The sequence below is a fragment of the Pantoea agglomerans genome, assembly GCF_020149765.1.
GTDB lineage: Bacteria > Pseudomonadota > Gammaproteobacteria > Enterobacterales > Enterobacteriaceae > Pantoea > Pantoea alvi.
On sequence record NZ_CP083809.1, the window covers coordinates 1,104,745 to 1,127,582 of the forward strand.

The 22,838-nt window shown below is 58.1% G+C and carries 22 protein-coding genes, 6 tRNA genes and 2 other RNA genes; 9 read left to right on the forward strand and 21 right to left on the reverse strand.

All coding sequences use genetic code 11. The features are described from left to right. Positions 1-66 precede the first annotated feature (66 nt). On the forward strand, positions 67-747 hold the full coding sequence (locus tag LB453_RS07795) for a response regulator transcription factor (protein ID WP_103794291.1): 681 nt from the start codon (positions 67-69) through the stop codon (positions 745-747). Continuing rightward, positions 744-2,108: an ATP-binding protein gene (locus LB453_RS07800; protein WP_103794290.1), complete on the forward strand. Its 1,365-nt coding sequence runs from the start codon at positions 744-746 to the stop codon at positions 2,106-2,108. Before LB453_RS07795 ends, LB453_RS07800 begins: the two co-directional genes overlap by 4 nt. A 67-nt stretch (positions 2,109-2,175) precedes the next feature. On the opposite strand, the gene crr is transcribed toward LB453_RS07800, so the two are convergent. From crr to cysZ, 5 genes are all read right to left on the reverse strand, one after another. Beyond that, a complete protein-coding gene (gene crr / locus LB453_RS07805; protein WP_033753703.1) occupies positions 2,176-2,679 on the reverse strand; it encodes a PTS glucose transporter subunit IIA in 504 nt (167 codons plus the stop codon). Positions 2,680-2,721: 42 nt separating this feature from the next. Beyond that, entirely contained in the window at positions 2,722-4,449 is a 1,728-nt protein-coding gene (ptsI, locus tag LB453_RS07810; RefSeq protein WP_103794289.1) for a phosphoenolpyruvate-protein phosphotransferase PtsI, read from the reverse strand. A 159-nt stretch (positions 4,450-4,608) separates the two neighbouring features. Beyond that, entirely contained in the window at positions 4,609-4,866 is a 258-nt protein-coding gene (ptsH, locus tag LB453_RS07815) for a phosphocarrier protein Hpr (protein WP_007889063.1), read from the reverse strand. 387 nt (positions 4,867-5,253) lie between these two features. Beyond that, positions 5,254-6,225, reverse strand: a complete 972-nt coding sequence (gene cysK, locus LB453_RS07820) for a cysteine synthase A (protein ID WP_103794287.1) — start codon at positions 6,223-6,225, stop codon at positions 5,254-5,256. A 142-nt stretch (positions 6,226-6,367) separates the two neighbouring features. Then, positions 6,368-7,135, reverse strand: a complete 768-nt coding sequence (cysZ, locus tag LB453_RS07825; protein ID WP_103794286.1) for a sulfate transporter CysZ — start codon at positions 7,133-7,135, stop codon at positions 6,368-6,370. Positions 7,136-7,353: 218 nt separating this feature from the next. On the opposite strand from cysZ, the gene zipA reads away from it, so the two are divergent. The 3 genes from zipA (at position 7,354) to LB453_RS07840 (ending at position 10,708) form a co-directional block, all read left to right on the forward strand. Further along, positions 7,354-8,403 (forward strand): cell division protein ZipA, encoded by a 1,050-nt coding sequence (gene zipA / locus LB453_RS07830; protein ID WP_103794285.1) that lies wholly within the window; start codon positions 7,354-7,356, stop codon positions 8,401-8,403. Positions 8,404-8,469: 66 nt separating this feature from the next. After that, positions 8,470-10,488, forward strand: a complete 2,019-nt coding sequence (ligA, locus tag LB453_RS07835) for an NAD-dependent DNA ligase LigA (RefSeq protein WP_103794284.1) — start codon at positions 8,470-8,472, stop codon at positions 10,486-10,488. A 1-nt stretch (position 10,489) separates the two neighbouring features. Then, positions 10,490-10,708, forward strand: coding sequence for a DUF3820 family protein (locus LB453_RS07840; RefSeq protein WP_103794283.1), 219 nt, complete (start codon positions 10,490-10,492; stop codon positions 10,706-10,708). Between the two features lie 26 nt (positions 10,709-10,734). Here the strand turns inward: LB453_RS07840 and LB453_RS07845 are convergent, their stop codons facing one another. Continuing rightward, positions 10,735-11,745: a bile acid:sodium symporter family protein gene (locus tag LB453_RS07845; RefSeq protein ID WP_103794282.1), complete on the reverse strand. Its 1,011-nt coding sequence runs from the start codon at positions 11,743-11,745 to the stop codon at positions 10,735-10,737. Between the two features lie 95 nt (positions 11,746-11,840). Between LB453_RS07845 and LB453_RS07850 the strand changes: the two genes are divergently transcribed. Further along, positions 11,841-12,761, forward strand: coding sequence for a LysR family transcriptional regulator (locus tag LB453_RS07850; RefSeq protein ID WP_103794281.1), 921 nt, complete (start codon positions 11,841-11,843; stop codon positions 12,759-12,761). Here LB453_RS07850 and LB453_RS07855 read toward each other — a convergent pair. The 7 genes from LB453_RS07855 to LB453_RS07885 form a co-directional block, all read right to left on the reverse strand. Further along, a complete protein-coding gene (locus LB453_RS07855; protein WP_103794280.1) occupies positions 12,758-13,105 on the reverse strand; it encodes a FlxA-like family protein in 348 nt (115 codons plus the stop codon). The genes LB453_RS07850 and LB453_RS07855 overlap by 4 nt on opposite strands. Before the next feature lie 249 nt (positions 13,106-13,354). Beyond that, positions 13,355-13,488: non-coding RNA, RtT sRNA (locus LB453_RS07860), on the reverse strand. A gap of 43 nt (positions 13,489-13,531) precedes the next feature. Next, a non-coding RNA gene (locus tag LB453_RS07865) (RtT sRNA) lies at positions 13,532-13,665 on the reverse strand. Positions 13,666-13,707: 42 nt separating this feature from the next. Continuing rightward, positions 13,708-13,783: transfer RNA gene (locus tag LB453_RS07870), tRNA-Lys, on the reverse strand. 4 nt (positions 13,784-13,787) lie between these two features. After that, a tRNA-Val gene (locus tag LB453_RS07875) sits at positions 13,788-13,863 on the reverse strand. Between the two features lie 41 nt (positions 13,864-13,904). Next, a tRNA-Val gene (locus LB453_RS07880) sits at positions 13,905-13,980 on the reverse strand. Positions 13,981-14,018: 38 nt separating this feature from the next. After that, positions 14,019-14,094, reverse strand: a tRNA-Val gene (locus tag LB453_RS07885). 272 nt (positions 14,095-14,366) lie between these two features. On the opposite strand from LB453_RS07885, the gene gltX reads away from it, so the two are divergent. Beyond that, positions 14,367-15,782, forward strand: coding sequence for a glutamate--tRNA ligase (gltX, locus tag LB453_RS07890; protein ID WP_103794279.1), 1,416 nt, complete (start codon positions 14,367-14,369; stop codon positions 15,780-15,782). A gap of 37 nt (positions 15,783-15,819) precedes the next feature. Here the strand turns inward: gltX and LB453_RS07895 are convergent, their stop codons facing one another. The 4 genes from LB453_RS07895 to LB453_RS07910 form a co-directional block, all read right to left on the reverse strand. Next, complete coding sequence (locus LB453_RS07895) at positions 15,820-16,173, reverse strand: YfeC-like transcriptional regulator (RefSeq protein ID WP_103794278.1); 354 nt, start codon at positions 16,171-16,173, stop codon at positions 15,820-15,822. A gap of 192 nt (positions 16,174-16,365) precedes the next feature. Next, positions 16,366-16,719 carry a YfeC-like transcriptional regulator gene (locus LB453_RS07900; protein WP_103794277.1) on the reverse strand — a complete coding sequence of 118 codons (354 nt, stop codon included), beginning with the start codon at positions 16,717-16,719 and terminating at the stop codon, positions 16,366-16,368. Positions 16,720-16,830: 111 nt separating this feature from the next. After that, positions 16,831-17,619, reverse strand: coding sequence for a formate/nitrite transporter family protein (locus tag LB453_RS07905; protein ID WP_033753670.1), 789 nt, complete (start codon positions 17,617-17,619; stop codon positions 16,831-16,833). 122 nt (positions 17,620-17,741) lie between these two features. Next, entirely contained in the window at positions 17,742-18,005 is a 264-nt protein-coding gene (locus LB453_RS07910; RefSeq protein WP_224481683.1) for a hypothetical protein, read from the reverse strand. Between LB453_RS07910 and LB453_RS07915 the strand changes: the two genes are divergently transcribed. Continuing rightward, positions 17,973-18,048: transfer RNA gene (locus LB453_RS07915), tRNA-Ala, on the forward strand. The two genes, LB453_RS07910 and LB453_RS07915, sit on opposite strands and share 33 nt — an antisense overlap. Before the next feature lie 45 nt (positions 18,049-18,093). Beyond that, positions 18,094-18,169, forward strand: a tRNA-Ala gene (locus LB453_RS07920). 106 nt (positions 18,170-18,275) lie between these two features. On the opposite strand, the gene LB453_RS07925 is transcribed toward LB453_RS07920, so the two are convergent. The 4 genes from LB453_RS07925 to LB453_RS07940 are packed head-to-tail and all read right to left on the reverse strand — an operon-like array spanning position 18,276 to position 22,534. Continuing rightward, entirely contained in the window at positions 18,276-19,889 is a 1,614-nt protein-coding gene (locus LB453_RS07925; protein WP_103794276.1) for a rhodanese homology domain-containing protein, read from the reverse strand. Then, complete coding sequence (locus LB453_RS07930; RefSeq protein ID WP_103794275.1) at positions 19,882-20,472, reverse strand: cysteine dioxygenase; 591 nt, start codon at positions 20,470-20,472, stop codon at positions 19,882-19,884. Before LB453_RS07930 ends, LB453_RS07925 begins: the two co-directional genes overlap by 8 nt. Continuing rightward, a complete protein-coding gene (locus LB453_RS07935; RefSeq protein ID WP_103794274.1) occupies positions 20,469-21,449 on the reverse strand; it encodes an ABC transporter substrate-binding protein in 981 nt (326 codons plus the stop codon). The genes LB453_RS07930 and LB453_RS07935 overlap by 4 nt, the downstream gene beginning before the upstream one ends. Continuing rightward, positions 21,449-22,534 carry an LLM class flavin-dependent oxidoreductase gene (locus LB453_RS07940; RefSeq protein WP_103794273.1) on the reverse strand — a complete coding sequence of 362 codons (1,086 nt, stop codon included), beginning with the start codon at positions 22,532-22,534 and terminating at the stop codon, positions 21,449-21,451. Before LB453_RS07940 ends, LB453_RS07935 begins: the two co-directional genes overlap by 1 nt. Positions 22,535-22,838 lie beyond the last annotated feature (304 nt).

Genomic DNA, 22,838 nt, shown 5'->3' on the forward strand with positions numbered 1-22,838 from the left:
CGTAAAACCGGCTGCGTCCGACGCCTGCTCAGGAGAAAATAGCGGCAATTCAGGCGAGAGACCCCTATGAAAATTTTATTAGTTGATGACGATGCGGAGCTGGGCACCATGCTCAGCCAGTACCTTATTGCTGAAGGCTTTGAAACCCAGCTGGTGCTCACCGGCAGCGCCGGGATCGAAGGCGCGCTCTCCGGCCGCTACACCGCGATGATCCTCGATATTATGCTGCCCGATATGAGCGGCATCGATGTGCTGCGGCAGGTGCGACAGAACAGTCGCCTGCCGGTAATCATGCTGACCGCCAAAGGGGACAATATCGATCGCGTTATTGGACTGGAGATGGGCGCGGACGACTATATGCCCAAACCCTGCTATCCGCGCGAGCTGGTTGCGCGGCTGCGCGCCGTGCTGCGCCGCTTTGAGGAGCAGACGCCGCAGCCAGATAAAAAAGAGCTGCTGCGCTGGGGCGAACTCACCCTCAATCCCGCCACGCGCATTACTGAATGGCAGGGTAAAACCTTCGATCTTACCGCCTCGGAATTTAACCTGCTGGATCTGCTGATGCGCGCGCCGGACCGCGTGGTGTCGAAAGATGAGCTGTCGGAGAAAGGGCTCGGCCGTCCGCGTGAAGCCTACGATCGCAGCGTTGACGTGCATATCAGCAACATCCGTCAGAAGCTGGCGGCGCTTACGGCTGACAGCGTGAATATCGAAACGGTGCGCAGCATCGGTTACCGCATTCGATGAAGCAGAACTACCGTGGGCGCATGTTCTGGAAGATTTTAATCGGCTTCTGGATCGTGTTCGTTATTATCAGCCAGCTGCTCTGGCTCGGCTTCAGCATCGCCGGCAATCGCCACGAGCCGCCGGAGATTATTGCCACGCGCCGCATCGTTAATCTGCAGATGGCCTCCGCCGTATCGGTGCTGGAGCGGGGCGGGCCTGGCTCGCTGAACGATATGATGGCGGACTGGGAGCCTAACGATCGTCAGTTCTTTTCGGTGATCCAGCATGCGCGCCCGGCCCATTCTGAAACGCTGCCGGCAACCTTTAGCCCGCCGTTTCAGGGCAAATTCCCTGATGTGATCGTACGCTGGGTAAAAGGCGCGGACGGAAAAGAGTATGAGCTGCGCTATAACGTCAAAGGGCTGCGCGAAGACAGTTCGATGGGCATGGACGGGCCGCGCCGCATTCTTAATATTCCTGAGCCGATGTTTATTTTCGCCGGGACGGTCGGGCTGTTGTTTAGTCTGCTGCTGGCGTGGAACCTGACGCGGCCGATGCGTCAGCTGCGCGAGGGCTTTTCTCGCGTCTCTAACGGCGATCTCAGCGTGCGGCTCTATCCCATGATGCGTAAGCGCCATGATGAGCTTTCCAACGTAGCGGAGGCGTTTGACGCCATGGTTGAGCGGCTCGATACCCTGGTGCGCGCGCGTGAGGAGCTGCTGCATGATATTTCCCATGAACTGCGTTCGCCGCTGGCACGCCTGCAGCTGGCCACCGGCCTGGCGCGTCAGACGCCGGCCAGCGTAAGCGCCTCTCTGGATCGCATCGACGAAGAGGCGCGGCGGCTGGATAAGATGATTGGCGAGCTGCTGACGCTGTCGCGCGCCGAGCATGAGTGCATGCCCGACGAGCAGTATTTCGATCTGACCGGTCTGGTACATGCGGTGGTAACCGACGTACGCTACGAGGCGCAAATTCCCGGCGTGCAGGTCGATTTCCTGGTTGATGAAAACGCTGATTACACCGTGCGCGGCAACGCCGAGCTGATCCGCCGCGGCATTGAGAATGTGCTGCGCAACGCGCTGCGTTTCTCGCTGCCCGGTCAGCATATTCAGGTCAGGCTTCAGGCGGAGCAGCAGTGGCTGGCGATTCGCGTACGCGATCAGGGGCCTGGGGTCGATGAGGAGAAGCTCTCCAGCATCTTCGATCCCTTTGTGCGGGTCAACTCGCCGCTGCTGGGCAAAGGCTATGGTCTGGGGCTGGCTATCGTACGCAAGGTGGTGCTGGCGCATCACGGCGAGGTGCAGGCGGTGAACCGCCCTGAGGGGGGGCTGGAGCTGACCATTCGTCTGCCGCGCTGGCAGGCGCAGGATAAGGCCTGACGCTGTGCGCCAGAGAACAGAAACAAAAACGGCACCCAGTGGGTGCCGTTTTTCTTAGCTGAATCTGTTACTTCTTGATGCGGATCACCGGCGTCTCGCCAACGGTAACCTGACCAGAGAGCTTAACCAGCTCTTTGATCTCGTCCATGTTGGAGATCACAACAGGCGTCAGCGTAGATTTCGCTTTCTCTTCCAGCAGCGGCAAATCAAACTCGATCACAACATCGCCTTTCTTGACCTTCTGGCCTTCTTCCGCGATGCGCTTGAAGCCTTCGCCTTTCAGCTCGACGGTGTCGATACCGAAGTGCACAAACAACTCAATGCCGTTGTCAGACTCGATTGAAAACGCGTGGTTGGTTTCGAAAATCTTGCCGATGGTGCCATCGACCGGCGCAACCATTTTGTTGCCGGTTGGCTTGATGGCGATACCGTCGCCGACGATCTTCTCGGCAAACACCACATCCGGTACGTCTTCAATGTTTACGATTTCGCCTGACAGAGGCGCAACAATATCAATCGTCCCAGATGTGCTTTCTGATTTATTGCCAAAAAGCTTGTCAAGAAAACCCATATTCTTCTCCTAAACAGTATTGTTGGGCCAGCGTCTCGTGGATCAGCAGAGTGTTTTCTCTTTGATGAACTTGTTAACCAGGTTCATCAGGTCTTCCGCTGTAGGTTGAGCCAGAGCCTGCTCCGCCAGAGCCTTCGCATCTTCGAAATTAGTATTGCGAATAATTTTCTTAATGCCTGGGATTGAAATGGCACTCATGCTGAATTCGTCCAGCCCCATACCCAGTAACAGTAGTGTAGCACGTTCATCACCGGCCAGCTCACCGCACATGCCGGTCCATTTACCTTCGGCATGAGAAGCATCGATCACCTGCTTGATCAAATTCAGCACCGACGGGGTCATCGGGTTATACAGGTGGGAAATCAAATCATTACCACGATCGACCGCCAGAGTATACTGCGTCAGGTCGTTTGTCCCAATACTGAAGAAGTCGACTTCTTTAGCCAGGTGACGCGCAATCACCGCTGAAGCCGGGGTTTCCACCATAATGCCGACTTCAATGGTTTCGTCGAACGCTTTGCCTTCTTCGCGCAGCTGCGCTTTCAGGGTTTCCAGTTCGGCTTTCAGGATGCGCACCTCTTCAACAGAGATGATCATCGGGAACATAATGCGCAGCTTGCCGAAGGCGGAGGCGCGTAAAATAGCGCGCAGCTGAGCATGCAGGATCTCTTTGCGATCCATGGCGATACGGATTGCGCGCCAGCCGAGGAACGGGTTCTCTTCCTTCGGCAGGTTCATATAAGGCAGATCTTTGTCGCCGCCGATATCCATAGTACGCACGATTACCGCCTGCGAGCCGACAGCTTCAGCGACGGCTTTGTAGGCCTGGAACTGCTCTTCTTCGGTCGGCAGCGCGTCGCGATCCATAAACAGGAACTCGGTGCGGTAGAGGCCGACGCCTTCTGCGCCGTTGCGCTCAGCGCCTGCGACGTCGCGCACGGTGCCGATGTTGGCGCATACTTCAACCTGATGTCCGTCCAGGGTAATCGCCGGCAGATCTTTCAGCTTGGCCAGCTCATGTTTTTCGCTCAGATACTGAGTCTGCACCGCTTTCAGCTCTTCCAGCTCGCTCTCTGACGGATTAACGTAAACTTTGTTGTTCACGCCGTCCAGAATCAGGAAATCGCCGTTTTTCACCGTGGCGGTGACGTTGCCGGTACCGACAATCGCCGGCAGCTCCAGCGAGCGCGCCATAATCGAGGTGTGCGAGGTGCGGCCGCCGAGGTCGGTGATAAAGCCCAGCACCTTTTTCAGGTTCAGCTGTGCGGTTTCCGACGGCGTTAAATCTTTGGCTACCAGAATCGACTCTTCCTGGATAGCGCTCAGGTCGACGATATGCAGACCGAGAATGTTTTGCAGCAGACGTTTACCGATATCGCGAACGTCAGCGGCGCGTTCTTTGAGGTATTCGTCGTCCAGCTCTTCGAGCGCTTTCGCCTGACCGTCAATCACGGAGTAGGCAGCAGCGTCGGCCGAAGCGTGATCTTTCTTGATCAGGTCGATGATTTCCTGCTCCAGCTCTTCATCTTCCAGCAACATAATGTGGCCTTCGAAGATAGCTGCTTTCTCTTCACCAAACGTCTCACCCGCTTTCACTCTGATCGCTTCCAGCTGCTGCGCAGCCTGAGCACGGCCGTCGAGGAAGCGTTTTACTTCCTGCTCGACCTGGTCATCAGAAATTTTCTTGCGGTTGATGACGATCTCATCCTCAATCAACAGCAGAGCTTTGCCGAAAGCGATACCTGGTGATGCTAAAATGCCTGAAATCATAACCCTACCTTTTAATCACGATGGCTCTTAGACCCAATGCGTTGCCATTGTCGCGGGAGCTGTACTCTACGGATGTGATAACGCGGACAAGTTGTCCGCGATCAAGATGTTTGCACTCAATGGAGCAAAGGAGTCGGTATACAGCAAAAGCTGACTGAATTACTCCAGTTCAGCCATCAGTTTAACCAGATGCTCCACGGCCTGCTGCTCATCTTCACCTTCTGCGGAGAGCGTCACAACCGTGCCCTGAGTCAGGCCCAGCGTCTGCAGTTTGAACAGGCTCTTGGCGCTGGCGGATTTACCGTTAGAGGTAACGGTGATTTCTGACTGGAAGGCTTTCGCTTCTTTAACGAACTGCGCAGCAGGACGAGTGTGAAGACCATTAGGCGCGGTGATAGTAACTTCTTGCTGGAACATTCTGTTTCCCCAACGTTATCAGGTTTGGTGTTATGGACTTAAAGTCTAGCCTGGAGCCGTAACTTTAGCCTGTGTAGGTGCGCGGGTATAGCGTTACGCTGACCATTAAATGCGCTTGAATGAGTGCGTCATTCCAGTTGAAGGGTCAAAATCCCTGTCGAGCGCTTCAGCTGCTAATTATGCCGTGATTCGCCGTATCGCCAAATGCGTAAATCGATTCAGCTTGATCCACTTCAAAGGCTGATTAATTTCAGGCACCGAAATAATTGGCAGCTTAAATACCAGAGCTGAGTCACTGAAATCAATCTGGCCGGTGGCGAAAGTGGGATCTGCACCACAAAAAAGCACCCATTTGGGTGCTTTTTTCGACGTTTTCGGAATCTGGCGTTACTGCTGAAGCTCTTTCTCGGTGAAAAGATCGGCAAACAGCGCGGTACTTAAATAGCGCTCGCCGGAGGAGGGGAGAATAACCACGATGTTCTTATTGGCGAACGCCTCATCTTCCTGCAGCTTCAGCGCCGCCGCGACCGCTGCGCCGGAAGAGATACCGGCGAGGATGCCTTCCTCTTCCATCAGCTGACGCGCCGTGCTGATCGCCTCTTCGTTGGTGATCGCTACGACGCGGTCCACCAGATTGAGATCGAGGTTGCCAGGAATAAAGCCAGCGCCGATGCCCTGGATCTTATGCGGGCCAGGTTTGATCTCTTCGCCCGCGATCGCCTGAGCGATAACCGGGGAGTCGGTCGGCTCCACCGCCACGGTAATCAGATCTTTCTTGCCTTTGGTGTTCTTGATATAGCGAGAAACGCCGGTGAGCGTACCGCCGGTGCCGACGCCCGCGATAAACACATCAACCGCGCCGTCGGTATCTTCCCAGATTTCCGGGCCGGTGGTCTTTTCATGGATCTCCGGGTTCGCCGGGTTGCTGAACTGCTGCAGCAGCACATATTTATCGGGATTGCTGGCGACGATCTCTTCCGCCTTGGCGATAGCGCCTTTCATGCCTTTCGGCCCTTCGGTCAAGACCAGATTGGCGCCCAGCGCTTTCAGCAGCTTGCGGCGCTCGACGGACATGGTTTCTGGCATGGTCAGCGTCAGCTTGTAGCCGCGCGCGGCGGCGACGTAGGCCAGCGCAATACCGGTATTGCCGCTGGTCGGCTCGACCAGCTCAATGCCCGGTTTCAAAATGCCGCGTTTCTCTGCGTCCCAAATCATATTGGCACCGATACGGCATTTAACGCTGAAGCTGGGGTTACGGGATTCTACCTTCGCCAGAATGCGGCCGTTACCGATGCGGTTCAGTCGAACCAGGGGCGTATGACCAATGGTCAACGAGTTATCTTCATAGATCTTACTCATAGCCTGTCCTTAACTGTATGAATTATTGGGAACCCAATGAGCATACCCTTTCTGTCTACGCGCGGAAGGAAAGAAAACGCATATCTATATGTCCCCACGCAATAAGCCTCGCTAAAAAATGCATAAGGCGCTCTGATAAGTACTAGCGTAGCTCAGCACGGGCCAGCTGCGCGCGATAGCGATCGACCCACATGGCCGTCGCGCCGCAGACTGCAACCGGCATAATCGCCAGGTTGAGAATAGGGATCATGGTGAACAGGCTGACCAGCGCGCCGAACTGCATATTGGCGCTTTTATGCTGGCGCAGGGCGCTGCGCATCTGCTGAAAGCTGACTTTATGGTTATCGAACGGATAGTCGCAATACTGCACCGAGAGCATCCACGCGCTGAACAGGAACCAGAGCACCGGTGCCACCGTCTGGCCAAAGCCGGGAATAAAGTAGAGCAGCAGCAGGCCGAGTGCGCGCGGCAGATAGTAGCCGAGCTTTTGCAGCTCGCGCTTCATAATGCGCGGCACATCCTTCAGCATCGCCATCCAGCCGCTGTCCGGCAGCGGCTTGCCCGTCAGGCGACCTTCCAGCTGCTCCGCCAGCAGGCCGCAAAAGGGCGCGGCGATCCAGTTGGCAATAGTAGAAAAGAAGTAGCTAAACACCAGCACAATGGAGACGACCGACAGCGGCCAGAGCAGGTAGCTTAGCCACTGCAGCCAGTCGGGAATATGCGCCATCAGCTGCGGGATCCAGCTGCCCAACTGGGTGAACAGCCAGGCGAATGCACCGCCCAGCAGCAGGATATTGACCAGCAGCGGAATAATGACAAAGCGCCGAATGCCTGGCAGACGGATCAGTCTCCAGCCTTCGCTAAAATAGTGCACGCCGTTGAAACTTGAGACAGTGTTCTCGTGGGCCATACAGGCAACTCTCCAGGAAATAATCAGGCGAGACCATGATAACCTGGCTTTTTCTCCTGACTATGAGGCGATTGTGTGAAAAAACAGCAAAAAACCGTGGGGTGACTATCTTATTTGTCAGAAAATACTGCACGAGCTTGCACTTGTTTAGCTGGGCAAATACAGTTAGAGGATAAAGTTTGCCGCGGTGGCAAGGTATTGGAACAACAGAGAATACAATGATGCAGGATTTGCGTCTGATATTAATCGTTGTTGGCGCGATCGCCATTATAGCGCTCCTTCTTCACGGGCTGTGGACCAGCCGTAAAGAGCGCTCGTCCGTGTTTCGCGATCGCCCGCACAAACGGCTCAAACAGCGCGACCAGCGCGACGATGAAGACAGCCTGACCGACGATGAAGAGAGCGTTGGCGAGGTGCGTGTGCGCCATGAGCGGCCGCATCAGGAGCCGCGTATCGACAATTTCCGCGACGAGCAGCAGGATGATGCGCCGCTCTTCAGCGCAACGCCGGAGAAGCCGCGTCAGTCCGCCGCGCGCCCGCAGCCTCAGCAGGAAGACGATCCGCTGCTGACGCCGCAGCAGTCGCGTCCTCAGCCGCCGCGTCCGCAACCTCAGCCTGTTCAGGCGCCAGCGCCGCAGGAACCTGCGCCGCGTTTTGCGCCAGCGCAGCCGATTCAGGCCGATCCGCTGCTCGATTTAGATCCGCTGGAAGCCGCGCAGCCCGAGCCGCAGTTCCAGGCAGAGCCGCAGCCGCAGCCGCAGCAGCCTGTACGCCATCCGGCGGAGCAGCATGAGCCGCAGCAGGTTGAGCCGGTTCGCCAGGAAGCGCCTAAAGCGCCAGGCAAGCCGAAAGAGACGGTGCTGGTGCTGCACGTCGCCGCCCATACTGGCGGTACGCTGAACGGGGAAGCGCTGCTGCAGGGCATTCTGCAGGCGGGCTTCCAGTTTGGCGAAATGAATATTTTCCATCGCCATCTCAGCCCGGCGGGCAGCGGACCGGTGCTTTTCAGCCTGGCGAATATGGTGAAGCCTGGCTCGTTCAATCCGGATGAGATGTCTGACTTCTCCACGCCTGGCATCTCAATCTTTATGATGGTGCCTTCCTACGGCGACGCGAACCAAAACTTTAAGCTGATGCTGCAGTCTGCGCAGCGTATCGCCGATGACGTCGGCGGCGTGGTGCTCGACGACGAGCGTCGCATGATGACGCCGCAGAAGCTGGAAACCTACAAGAACCGCATACGCGAAGTTATTGAATCGCGAGAATAGGGCAAACCGTTAATCCTGATTCACCAAACCCCCGCCTGTCGGGGGTTTTTTATCTGATGGGGCAATATGAAATCCGTTCAGGACCAGATCACCGAACTGCGCACCACGCTGCGCCATCATGAGTACCTTTACCACGTCATGGACGCGCCCGAAATACCGGACGCCGAATATGACCGCCTGATGCGCGAGCTGCGCGCGCTGGAAGAGCAGCATCCCGAACTTATCACGCCTGACTCGCCGACCCAGCGCGTCGGCGCCGCGCCGCTGACGGTATTCGAGCAGGTGCGCCATGAGGTGCCGATGCTCTCGCTGGACAATACCTTCGACGAAGCCGGTTTCCTCGCCTTTAACAAGCGCGTGCAGGATCGGCTGAAAAACAGCGACGATATCGCCTACTGCTGCGAACTCAAGCTGGATGGCCTGGCGGTGAGCCTGCTTTATGAAAACGGCCTGCTGACGCGTGCCGCCACCCGCGGCGACGGCACCACAGGCGAAAATATCACCGCCAACGTTCGCACCATCGGCGCCATCCCGCTGCGCCTGAAGGGTGACGATGTTCCCGCGCGGCTGGAAGTGCGCGGCGAAGTCTTTATGACGCAGCGCGGCTTTGAGAAGCTGAACGCCGAAGCGCGCCGCACCGACGGCAAGATCTTCGCCAACCCGCGCAACGCCGCCGCCGGCTCGCTGCGCCAGCTCGATCCGCGCATCACCGCGAAGCGTCCGCTTACTTTTTTCTGCTACGGCTTCGGGCTGCTGGAAGGCGGCGAGCTGCCGGGCAGCCACTATGCGCGTCTGCAGCAGTTTAAAGCCTGGGGACTGCCGGTCAGCGATCGTATTAAGCTGGTACACAGCGCGGACGAGGCGCTGGCCTTCTACCGTCAGGTTGAGGAGACGCGTCCAGAGCTGGGATTTGATATCGACGGCGTGGTAATCAAAGTTGACTCGCAGGAACTGCAGGAGCGCCTCGGGTTTGTGGCGCGCGCGCCGCGTTGGGCGGTCGCCTTTAAGTTCCCGGCGCAGGAGCAGATGACGTTTGTGCGCGACGTTGAATTTCAGGTAGGCCGCACCGGCGCCGTTACCCCGGTAGCGCGTCTTGAGCCGGTGCTGGTAGCGGGCGCCATGGTCAGCAACGCGACCCTGCACAACGCGGACGAAATCGAGCGTCTCGGCCTGCGCATCGGCGACAAAGTGGTTATCCGCCGCGCCGGTGACGTTATTCCGCAGGTGGTTAACGTTGTGCTCTCCGAACGCCCGGCAGATGCGCGTGAAGTGGTGTTTCCTGCCCACTGTCCGGTGTGCGGCTCCGACGTTGAGCGCGTCGAAGGGGAAGCCGTAACGCGCTGCACCGGCGGGCTGATCTGCGGCGCGCAGCGCAAAGAGGCGCTAAAGCACTTTGTCTCGCGTCGCGCCATGGACGTTGACGGCCTGGGCGATAAAATCATCGACCAGCTGGTAGAAACCGAATATGTCAAAACGCCGGCGGATCTGTTCAGGCTGACGCCGGAGAAGCTACTCGGTCTGGATCGCATGGGACCGAAGTCCGCGCAAAATGTAGTGAACGCACTGGAGAAAGCGAAGTCGACCACCCTGGCGCGCTTTCTCTACGCGCTCGGCATTCGCGAAGTGGGCGAGGCGACCGCCGCTAACCTGGCTAACCACTTTGGCGAGCTGCAAAAAGTGATGGACGCCGACCTGGAGGCGCTGATCGCAGTGCAGGACGTCGGTACCGTTGTTGCCACCCACGTACGCAACTTTATGGAAGAAGAGAGCAACCGCGAAATCATTCGCCAGCTGGTGGAGGAGACAGGCGTACACTGGCCGAAAATCGACGTGGTTAAGGCGGAAGAGATCGACAGCCCGTTCGCCGGAAAAACCGTGGTGCTGACCGGTTCGCTGACCCAGCTCACGCGCGACGAGGCGAAAGATCGCCTGACCGCCCTCGGCGCGAAAGTCAGCGGCAGCGTATCAAAGAAAACCGATCTGGTTATCGCAGGCGAAGCGGCAGGCTCCAAGCTGGTCAAAGCGCAGGAGCTGGGCATTGAGGTAATCGACGAAGCCGAAATGATCCGGCGGCTGGATGCCTGATATGGACAAAGCGCACCTGGTGGAGATCGCCAATACGGTGATGCCGTTCGGCAAATATAAAGGCTGCCTGCTGATCGATCTGCCGGAGCCTTACCTGCTGTGGTTCGCGCGCAAAGCGGAGTTCCCCTCGGGTCATCTGGGCGAGCTGATGCAGATGACGCTCGCCATCAAGATCGAAGGCCTGGAAGGGCTGGTTAAACCGCTTAAACGCAACGCATAAAAAAGCCCGCTTCGGCGGGCTTTTCGTTATTTTTGCGACTCGACAACGGTCGGCTTCACCTGCTGCGCCAGCTTCTTCTCGTGGCTGACTTTATAGCGCTGGGCGATCCAGGAGCAGACCATAAGCTGCACCTGATGAAAGATCATCAGCGGCAACACGATAATGCCCACCGCGCTGGCCGGGAACAGAATATTGGCCATCGGCACGCCGTTCGCCAGGCTCTTTTTCGAGCCGCAGAACAGCACCACGATTTCATCGGCGCGGTTAAAGCCGAACAGGCGCGAAGCGCAGAGGTTAATCACCAGCACCAGTGCCAGCAGCAGGATGCAGCCCGCCAGAATCCACAGCAGGGTATCGATGCCGACGCGATGCCAGATACCGTTAACCACCGCTTCGCTAAAGGCGGAGTAAACCACCAGCAGAATCGAGGTCTGATCGGTTTTACCGATCAGGCTGCGATGTCTCTCCACCCAGCCCGCAATCCAGCGACGCGACAGATGACCCAGGATAAACGGCACCAGCAGCTGCAGCATAATCTTGCCGACCTGCTCAAAACCGTCGGTGGGCGTACTGCTGTGAACATCCATTACCAGGTTCACCAGCAGCGGGGAGATAAAGACGCCCAGCAGGCTCGACGCCGAGGCGCTGCATACCGCCGCCGCAACGTTGCCGCCAGCCATCGAGGTAAAGGCGATAGCGGACTGCACCGTGGCGGGCAAAATGCAGAGATAGAGAAAGCCGGTGTAGATCTCGGCGCTGACGTTAACCGGATGCCACCAGACGATCAGCAGGCCGAGGATCGGAAAGAGCACAAAGGTGCTGAACATAATCCACAGGTGCAGTCGCCAGTGGCTGCTGCCTGCGATGATCTTTTCCCGCGACAGCTTGGCACCGTGCATAAAAAAGAGCAGGGCGATAGCGGCCGTGGTCAGATAGTCAAAGATATCGACAAAAATGCCTTTGGCGGGCAGAAAGGTGGCCAGCAGCACCGTGATGATCAGTTTGATCATCATCGGATCGAGTCGCAGAAATCCCATTGTTAAAATCCGGTTAAAAGTTACATGCTGTGATTGTGCGCGATGCGGGTTTAGAAATAAAATTGATTTATTGCATCAATCTATGAGCGATTTAGATGAATTATACCCTGCGCCAGCTGCGCACCTTTGTCGCCGTCGCCCATCACGGCGGATTCAGCCAGGCCGGACAGGCGATCGGCCTCAGCCAGTCGGCCGTCAGCCACAGCATTAAAGAGCTGGAGGCGGTTATCGGCGTGCGGCTGCTCGATCGCACCACGCGCGAAGTGATGCTGACGGAAGCGGGGCGGCAGCTGGCGTCGCGCATGGCGGGTCTGCTGGGGGAGATGGACTCGACGCTGCTCGATATCCGCAGCTACGGCGAACAGCGAAGCGGCACGGTGCGCATCGCCGCCAGTCAGACCATCTCTGCCCATCTGATGCCGCAATGCCTCGCTGCCAGCCAGAAAAGCTATCCAGATATTCACGTTATTCTGCACGACCGGATGCAGCAGGTGGTTTTGCAGAGCGTACGCAATGCCGAAGTCGATTTTGGCATTGTTATCGGCCCGCTTAGCGACAGCGATCTCGACTGCCAGCCGATCCTGGAAGAGCCTTTTTTACTGCTGTGCCGCAGCGACGATCCGCTCGCCGCGGTGGATAAGGCGCAGTGGCGCATGCTGGCGGGACGCGACATGGTGCTGCAGGATTACGCCTCCGGCAGTCGCGTGTTGATTGACGCAGCGCTGCGTCAGCAGCAGGTGGAGATTAAGGTGGTGCAGGATATCGGGCATCCGGCAACGCTGTTTCCCATGGTCGATGCGGGCATTGGCATCAGTATCTTGCCGGCGCTGGCGCTGCCGCTCCCGGCGGGCAGGGCGCTGACGGTGCGTCGACTCTATCCCGAAATCAACCGCAGCCTGATGCTGGTCAAGCGCAAAAACCGTTCGCTGACGCCGGCGGCGCAGGCCATCTGGCAGGAAGCGCGTCAGCAGGCGATGCTGCTGACGCAACAACGTGTGAGTAATCCGCCGTTTTAGATATAAACGTTTAGCTGATTGGTTGCGGTCGGGCGATTGATGCCGTCGGCGCTCTGGGCGTCGCTCATCTGATTCGCCGGTTCGCTTTTCTGCTGTGCCTGCTCGTTTTGTTTCTGTTCAAGCTGGGCGATTTGCGCTTCGAGCATTGCGATCTGTGACTGGTACATCTGTTCCATTTCCGACTTCTGCTCGTCGGTCAGCTCCTGATTATCTGCAAGCTCTTTAACCTGCCTGGTGATGCTCTGGATCTGTTTATTTAGCGCGGAAATCTGCGACGACACGCTGCCGTCGCTCCCGCCGCTGCTACTAACCGTGCTGGCTAATAAAGCGGATATTGATGACATCGGTTTTCTCCTTTTAAGTAGACAAAAACGTTATCGGTTGGGGAGAAAAAGCCTTGAGGCAGGAAAGCGTTAAGGTTTGTAAAAGACAGGGAAAACTACCCCTGATTTTTCTCAAACGCCTCACGATGCCAGATAAAGGCGCTGAATCGCTCCGGCGATTCAATCGAACCTGCGCAGTTTCTCATCCTGCACGCTAACCCTCGGCGCACAAAAACGAAAAAAGCGCCCATAAGGCGCTTTTCTCTGAATTGGTGGGTCGTGCAGGATACGCCTCGGCCCATCCAGGGCCTCGCCCTGCGGGTGATGCTGCGCATCAGCTTGAATCGCTCCGGCGATTCAGTCGAACCTGCGCAGGTTCTCATCCTGCACGTTAACACTCGGCGCACAAAAACGAAAAAAGCGCCCATAAGGCGCTTTTCTCTGAATTGGTGGGTCGTGCAGGATACGCCTCGGCCCATCCAGGGCCTCGCCCTGCGGGTGATGCTGCGCATCAGCCTGAATCGCTCCAGCGATTCAGTCGAACCTGCGCAGGTTCTCATCCTGCACGCTAAGCCGCGACGCACAGAAACGAAAAAAGCGCCATAAGGCGCTTTTCTCTGAATTGGTGGGTCGTGCAGGATTCGAACCTGCGACCAATTGATTAAAAGTCAACTGCTCTACCAACTGAGCTAACGACCCGAAGTGGTGGGTGATGACGGGCTCGAACCGCCGACCCCCTCCTTGTAAGGGAGATGCTCTACCAACTGAGCTAATCACCCACTTCGGTACTGCTTAACAAGAGCGTCATCTGACTGAGATATGGTGGGTGATGACGGGCTCGAACCGCCGACCCCCTCCTTGTAAGGGAGATGCTCTACCAACTGAGCTAATCACCCATATCTTATCTCTTGTTCACTGCGGGCCACCTTTAGAGTGGTGGGTGATGACGGGCTCGAACCGCCGACCCCCTCCTTGTAAGGGAGATGCTCTACCAACTGAGCTAATCACCCCCGCTGTGTGGAGTCGCATTATAGGGATCCTTCGAAGTGAGTCAACGCTTTTTAAAACTAAAATGCGCGTTCGCTTTAAAATTAGACATCACGCGCTGCTTTTAGCCAATATGCTGGTTTTATTAGCAGAAACCCGGGGCATTCCCCCTTTGCGCTGGCGCACAGTCATTGAGGATTCAACGCCAGGTGCTAGAATGTGCGCACCGTTTTTTCGCGTCTAACCCATTTTTTGTCATCCAGACAAAGAACCTGCGCATCTAAGGCACTGCTGAATGAAAATCAAAACTCGCTTCGCGCCCAGCCCAACCGGCTACCTGCATGTCGGCGGCGCACGTACCGCGCTCTACTCCTGGCTCTTCGCTCGCCATCACCAGGGCGAATTCGTCCTGCGTATCGAAGACACCGATCTCGAGCGTTCAACGCCGGAAGCCATCGAAGCTATTATGGACGGCATGAACTGGCTGAACCTGGACTGGGACGAAGGCCCGTACTATCAGACCAAACGCTTCGACCGCTATAACGCGGTTATCGACGAGATGCTGGAAGCGGGCTCCGCCTATAAATGCTACTGCTCTAAAGAGCGCCTGGAACAGCTGCGCGAAACCCAGATGGCGAACGGCGAAAAGCCGCGCTATGACGGCCACTGCCGCGACAGCCATGAGCATCACGCGGCGGATGAGCCTTGCGTGGTGCGCTTCCGCAACCCGCAGGAAGGCTCGGTCATTTTTGACGACCAGATCCGCGGCCCGATTGAGTTCAGCAACCAGGAGCTGGATGACCTGATTATTCGCCGCACCGACGGTTCGCCAACCTATAACTTCTGCGTCGTTGTCGACGACTGGGATATGGGTATCACCCATGTGATTCGCGGCGAAGACCATATCAACAATACGCCGCGCCAGATCAACATCCTGGAGGCGATCGGCGCACAGGTGCCGGTCTACGCGCACGTCTCCATGATCCTGGGCGACGACGGCAAAAAGCTCTCCAAACGTCACGGCGCTGTTGGCGTCATGCAGTACCGCGACGACGGCTATCTGCCGGAAGCGCTGCTCAACTATCTGGTGCGTCTGGGCTGGTCCCACGGCGATCAGGAGATCTTCTCTGTGCCAGAGATGAAAGAGCTGTTTACGCTTGATGCCGTGAGCAAATCCGCCAGCGCCTTCAACACCGAAAAGCTGCAGTGGCTCAACCACCACTATATCAACAGCATGCCGCCAGAATATGTGGCAACGCATCTGCAGTGGCACATTGAACAGCAGAACATCGACACCCGCACCGGCCCGGAACTGGCGAAGCTGGTGACGCTGCTGGGCGAGCGCTGCAAGACGCTGAAAGAGATGGCGGCTTCCTGCCGCTACTTCTATGAGGAATTTGACGCGTTCGATGCCGACGCGGCGAAAAAACATCTGCGCCCGGTGGCTCGCCAGCCGCTGGAAGTGGTGCGTGACAAACTGGCCAGCCTTACTGACTGGACGGCGGAAAACGTGCACCAGGCGATTCAGAGCACGGCAGACGAGCTGGAAGTGGGGATGGGCAAGGTCGGTATGCCGCTGCGCGTCGCCGTGACCGGCGCCGGCCAGTCGCCGGGCCTGGACGTTACCGTCGAAGCCATCGGACAGCGCCGTAGCGTAGCGCGTATTGAAAAGGCGCTGGCTTACATCGCTGAGCGCGAAGCGCAGGCCTGATAAACGAAAACCGGAAGCGCAAGGCTTCCGGTTTTTTTTATTCTTCGCTGATTCCCAACCGCTGCAGCACACCTTTTATCCCTTCACGCAAAATCATTGCGGCAAGTTGATCCTGCTCATTCTGCGTCATTTGCTGTACAGAACTTAATAGTAACGCCGGTAAGGCGTTCTGTTGTGCAGTGTAGGAAGCGTTCGGCTCGTTCAGGTTACGTAGGGAGTGGATAAAGCTTTTCACGCGTTCATCAATAAGAACCACGCGCGCCTTACCTCCCTGTACGCCGGGCTTCGGCATGGTGGTCCAGTTTTCGCGCTTGATCCATTTATTCACCGTTTGCCGGCTGTAACCTGTTTCTTTCGCGAGTTCTTCCGGGGTTAACCATTCCTTTTTCACGATGCTGTCCCTGTTTAATACATTAGTTCCACATATTACAGCAAATCGTTAAGCGTAAAAGTTACAGGAACTGTGGAAGCCATTGGACAGCGCCGTAGCGTAGCGCGTAGTGAAAAGGCGCTGGCTGAGATCGCTGAGCGCGACGCGCAGGCCTGATAAACGAAAACCGGAAGCGCGAGGCTTCCGGTTTTTTTATTCTTCGCTGATTCCCAGCCGCTGCAGCACGCCTTTAATCCCTTCGCGTAAAATCATCGCGGCAAGTTGATCCTGCTCATTCTGCGTCATTTGTTGTACAGAACTTAATAGTAACGCAGGTAAGGAATTTTGTTGTGCGGTGTAGGAAGCGTTCGGCTCGCTCAGGTTACGCATGGACTGGATAAAGCTTTTCACACGTTCGTCGATATGGATCAGTCGCGCCTTACCTCCCTGTACGCCGGGCTTCGGCGTGGTGGTCCAGTTTTCGCGCTTGATCCATTTATTAACTGTTTGCCGACTGTAGCCTGTTTCTTTCGCGAGTTCTTCTGGGGTTAACCATTCCTTTTTCACGATGCTGTCCCTGTTAAATACATTAGTTCCACATATTACAGCAAATCGTTACGCGTGAAAGTAACAGGAAGGCAAATTGCCTTTTGCCTCACGACAAAAGGCAATAAAAAATTACTGCGCAGTGCCTACCGCTTCGGCGGAAGGACGGAAAGCGAGGAAGTAGGCAAGGCCGACGAATACTGCGCCGCCGACGCCGTTGCCCAGGAAGACAGCGACGAAGTTCGGCAGATACTCCGCCCAGCTCAGCTGACCGGCAAAAATAGCCGCAGGTACGATAAACATGTTGGCAACAACGTGCTGGAAGCCGATGGCGACGAAGGCCATGACCGGGAACCACATGCCGAAGATTTTCCCTACCACATCTTTACTGGCGAAAGCGAGCCACACCGCCAGGCAGACCAGCCAGTTGCAGCCGATGCCGGAGATAAAGGCGTGCAGGAAGTCCGCATGCACTTTCGCGCTGGCGATAGCCACGGTTTTCTTCAGGTAGTCGCCTTCGGTCATGCCGAGCATATGGCCGAAAAACCAGGCGATGGCCAGGCTGCCGATAAAGTTGGCGATGGTGACCCAGAACCAGTTGCGCAGCACGGCGAAACCGCTGATACGGCGTGCAAACCAGGCGACCGGCATCGTCATCATATTGCCGGTCAGCAGTTCGCCGCCCGCCAGTACGGTCAGGATCAAGCCCACCGGGAAAACGGCAGCGCCCAGCAGACCGCCGAACGAGCCCCAGTCGGCCGGCAGCGAGTTAATCACGTGCAGGTCAAGCAGGAAGCCGGTAGCGATAAAGGCGCCAGCCATAAAACCCAGAATTAATAACGTCGGAATGGAGGCGCGGCTTTTAGTGACGCCAGCCTGAATCGCCAGTTGAGCGATCTCTTTAGGTGAATGCAGCGACATAGTATCTCTAATAGTATTGATAGCTGTGACAGGGATGGTGTTGTTATAAGGCGTGGGCAGCGATGTCCACTTGATTAGCGGGCTAAGTTTTACATGGCTTTTAACGGAAAACAAGAAAAATCCTAAAGGGTGTTTAACCGTAATTTAACCTGTCGCAGCGGAGAAAAAAGGCGACGCCGCGGTATCGGCTGAGCGCTTCTTTCACGCTGAATAAACGCCGCTGAAAACAACGCGATCCGGTATTTGCCGCCTTTTTCAGCGATCAAACGCAGTTTTTGATTTTGCCGTTGACACCCCGAGGGCGGTTTCATATTATGCCGTCCGTCGAGAACATCCGACGGTTTTTTCGGTTCGGGGCTATAGCTCAGCTGGGAGAGCGCCTGCATGGCATGCAGGAGGTCAGCGGTTCGATCCCGCTTAGCTCCACCAAATCGAATCCCAACGATTTGGCACTGAAAAAACGATTCCAGATGTGGGGGTATAGCTCAGCTGGGAGAGCGCTTGCATGGCATGCAAGAGGTCAGCGGTTCGATCCCGCTTATCTCCACCATTATCTCACGCCTGATCCCTCAGGCAGCGTCTCAAATAATCCCAAAAAATCAACGAAAGCCTTGCCGCGCGCAAAAAAAGAGCGACATTGCTGCCGCCCTGTTTGCCTACGCCGTTACGCTTTGCTTCTCCGGCTGCAGCACGAGAAAGCCGTGCGTGCCGTCGCGATCCAGCTGCGCCACCAGCCCATACTCCCAGTCGAGATAGGCCTGCATCACCGCCGGTTCGATATCGGTACCTTCATACGGGCGACGATAGCGATCGATGGCGGGGGAGAGCAGCGTCTGTTCGCCAGCTTCCGTCGGCAGCCCGGCGTTGCGCCAGGCGGCATTGCCGCCCTGCAGCAGCCAGACCGGCTTGCCGGTTAGCGCTGCTACCTGCTGCACCGCATAGCCCGCCAGCAGACTACTGCCACAGGTCAGCACATAGCGTTCGGCCTCGGGCAGTAACGCGCTGCCCTGCTGCTGCAGCGTTGAGCGCAGCAGCCAGGCGGCCCCAGGAATATGGCTTTTTATATAGTTGGCGCGCGTGGTGAAATCCAGCACCTGGGTATCGCCCTGCTGTAGCCAGTCGTTCAGCTGCTGGGGAGAGATCGCTTCGGCCGCAGGCGCTGCGGGCAGCTGCGGTGACCAGCCGCCCGTGGCGCTGAAGTCCTGGGGTTGCAGCCCCTCCAGCACGGCGGCTTCCCAGCCCATCTGCGCCAGCCAGGAGGCCGTCATGCTGGCGCGCACGCCGTCGTTGTCAATCAGCACGATTCGCGCGCCGCGCACGCTGGCGTAGTGATCGGTTTCCTGCACCAGCTGGCCGCCCGGCACGTGACGGCTGCCTGGCAGATGCCCGGCGGCGTACTCGTCGGCGTCGCGCGTGTCGAACAGATAAGTTGTGCGTGGCGCCTGCTGCCAGCGGGCCAGCGTTGCCTTATCGATGCGCGCCACGCCAGCGCGATCCGCCACCTGCCGCGCTGCCGCTGCCGCATGACGACGGGCGGTTTCGCTGGTCTCGCCGTAGCGGCGCGCCTGATGCTGCTCCAGAGCGAATCCCGCCAGCGTCCAGCCGATGGTGCCGTTGCGCAGCGCATAAACCGGATTACGGATGCCGGCGTTAACCAGCGACTGGGTGCCGATAATGCTGCGCGTGCGGCCCGCGCAGTTGACGATCACCGTGGTATCGGGGGAGGGGGCGAGATCGCGCACGCGCAGCACCAGTTCCCCGCCCGGCACGCTGATGCCGCCGGGAATCGACATGGTGTGGTATTCATCAAAGCGGCGCGCGTCGAGCACCACCACGTCAGCCTGGTCGCGCAGCAGCGCGTTGACCTCTTCAGCCGCCAGCGATGGCGTATGGTTGTGGTGTTCCACCAGCTCGCCAAACGCTTTGCTCGGCGAATTCACATCGATAAACAGCTCGCCGCCCGCCGCCTTCCAGCCGGCAAGGTCATCTTTAAGCAGGCTGATAGCGGTGTAACCCCAGGCCGCCACGCGCTCCGCCGCCGCCTGCGCCAACCCTTCGCCGTTGTCGTAAAGTGTAATCGCCGTATCGCGGCGAGGAAGGCGATCCAGCCACTCCAGCTCCAGCTTCGAGAGCGGAATGTTCACCGCGAACAGCGGATGCCCCTGCGCATAGCGCGCCTCGTCGCGCACGTCGACCAGCGCCACTTCCTGCTGCTGGCGCAGCGCCTGCTGAATCTCTGCGGCGTCGCGCAGAGGAAAAGTTTTAGCCATGTGAGAGATCCCAGATATTAGGTAAGTAGCGGTTGCTGTAACCGGAGATAAAGGGCTTTTCGCTGCCGTCATCGCGGTAGACCGCGCGTTTTACCGCGCCGATATTGGCGCCGTAGACGTGGATGCTGACAGAGACGCGATCGTCGTAAGCGTTGCTGACGCGATGGATATCGCCGACGCGCGGCGATACTGCCTCGATCTGGCCGGGGTCGAGACGAACCGGTGCGCCCGCCGCCGCCAGCCCGCCCTGCGCCGGCCGGAAGCTCTGCGACACTTCTGCGCCGCGCAGCATGCCGATTAATCCCCAGACGCGATGATCGTGCACCGGCGTCTGCTGGCCCGGCCCCCAGACAAAGCTCACCACCGAGAAGCGCTGCTGCGCGTCGGCATGCAGCAGATACTGTTGATAATGCTGCGGATGCGGCTGGGCGAACGCCTCATCCAGCCAGTCGTCGTGCTGCAGCAGCGGACGCAGCAGCTCGCTGCCGCGCGCCAGAATGGTCGCCTCGTCCGGCTGCCGATCGAGCAGGGCGGCGAGCTGCGCCACAAAGTCGCGCAGCCGCTGATAGTTCAGAACGCTCACGATTTGTTCTCCTGATAGTGCCGCGCCACCTGATTCGCACCGCTGGCCAGGCTGAAATCGAAGGCGCCGCTGACGTCGACCGCTTTTGGCAGCACCTGATAGCGATGGAAGAAGTCGGCGGATTTTTGCAGCGTCGCGATAAGAGAGGAATCGAACACCAGCGGGCGAATGCGCGCGTCGGCAATCCAGCTGCTGGTGATGGTGGTCGGCATATTCAGCGATTTGCCCAGCGCCTGCGCGAACGGCTGCGGATGCTGCGCCGCCCAGACCTGCGCCTTCGCCAGCCGCGTCAGCAGATCGGCGATGGCCTGGCGTTTCGCCGGGTCGGCCAGCGCCTCTTTGCGCGCCAGCGCATAGGAGTAGCCCGACATAATGCCGCTGCCGCCGCCCTGCGGCACGCGCACCGTGCCGTCAACCTGGGTTGAGGTAGCGATATAGGGCTCCCACGGCGCCCAGGCGGAAACCGCGCCGGAGGTCAGCGCCGCGCGGCCATCCACCGGGCCGAGAAAGCGCAGCGTCACCTCGTCCGGTTTCAGTCCGGCGCGCTCCAGCAGGCCCAGGATCAGATAATGGCCCCAGCCGCCGCGGTTGACGGCGATCTGTTTGCCTTTCAGATCCTGCAGGCTGTGGATGCCGGCGTCAGGGCGCGTCAGCAGCGCGATGCTGTCGGGATTGTTCTGCCAGGCACCCACCGCTTTTACCGGTGCGCCCGCGGCATAGACAAACAGAAAGGGCAGATCGCCGGTAAAGCCGACATCCAGCGCTCCCGCGTTCAGCGCCTCCTGCACCGGCGCGCCCGAGTCAAAGGCGGTGAGCTTCAAATCGTAGGGCAGATTATCGAGTTCGCCGGACGCTTTCAGCGAGGCGAAGCGATCCCCTTTGACATCGCCGAGGCGCAGCGACACTTTTTCAGCGGCCAGCGCGTGGTTAAGGGTGAGCGCCAGCGCGATTCCGGCAAATAAGGCGGCGAGACGCATCAGGCGCTCCTTTTGACGCGCGTCAGAGCGGCGACTTTTTCGCGCGTCAGCGGCAGCAGCTCGCGGCCATACTCTTTCGCGTCGTTGAGGGGATCGAAGCCGCGGATCAGCACGCTGTCGATGCCAAGGTTGTAGTAATCCAGCAGCGCGTCAGAGACCTGATCGGCCGTTCCCACCAGCGCGGTGGAGTTGTAGCCGCCGCTGACCAGCTTCGCCACGCCGGTCCACAGCACTTTATCGTGGCGGTCGCTGGCGTTCGCCGCCGCCAGCAAGCGCTGCGCGCCGACGCTTTGCGGCTTCGGCAGGCCGAAGGTATAGCCCGATTCAGCCAGCTGCTTCTGCGCTGTCTGGTAAATATGTTCCGCGCGTTCCCAGGCCTCTTTCTCGGTTTTACCGATAATCGGGCGGAAAGAGATATTGAATTTAATGTCGCGTCCTCTTTTCGCCGCGGCGGCGCGCACGGTTTGCACCGTTTCCGCCGCGCCCTGCAGCGGCTCGCCCCACAGCGCGAAGACATCGGCGTGGCGCGCGGCGACCTCTATCGCCTCGGGCGAAGAGCCGCCGAAGTAGATCGGCAGTTTGCTTTGCAGCGGCTTGATCGCCGAGAAGGCCTGCTCGGCCTGATAAAAATCGCCCTGATGATCGTAAGGCTGCGCGGAGGTCAGGCTTTGGTTCAGTACATGGAGAAATTCGTCGGTACGCGCGTAGCGTTCCGCCTTGTTGAGAAAGTCGCCGTCGCGGCGCTGTTCGCTGTCGCTGCCGCCGCTGATAATATGCACCGCCAGGCGTCCGTCGGTCAGGTGATCGAGCGACGCCAGCTTGCGCGCCGCCAGCGTCGGCGAGACAAAGCCGGGACGGTGCGCCAGCAGAAACTTAATGCGTGACGTGCTGGCGGCGGCGTGCGCTGTTACCAGAAAACCGTCTGGTTGATCGGACCAGTAGCCCACCAGAATCCGGTCAAATCCCGCCTCTTCGTGGGCGCGGGCAAAATCAGCAATATAATTTTTATCGAATAACGGCCCGCTGGCCGGAATGATTTCAGAGGCCAGACGATGGCCGATCATACCCAGAAATTGAATGCTCATGCGCTTCTCCCGATGTTGAGTAATGAAAAAACTACGGGGCGACGGGCCTGAGATGAAATTCGATATTGTGCAAAGGATTTGCGGGAATCGGGGAAGGGCGACGCCGCGCGGCTGAGGCGGTGCGACAGGCGTTATATCAGTCAGGAATAATTAAGAATAAGCGGAGAGAAGCCGTGCTGACGTGAATGACAGGGAACCCTCGCGCCCTCGCTGGCGGCTCGTCCCGCGCACTCCCTTGCGCAGGTGTCATTCACGTCCTGAATTTATGTGCCGTCTGCAGGGCGAGAACCTGTCTCGCCCCTTA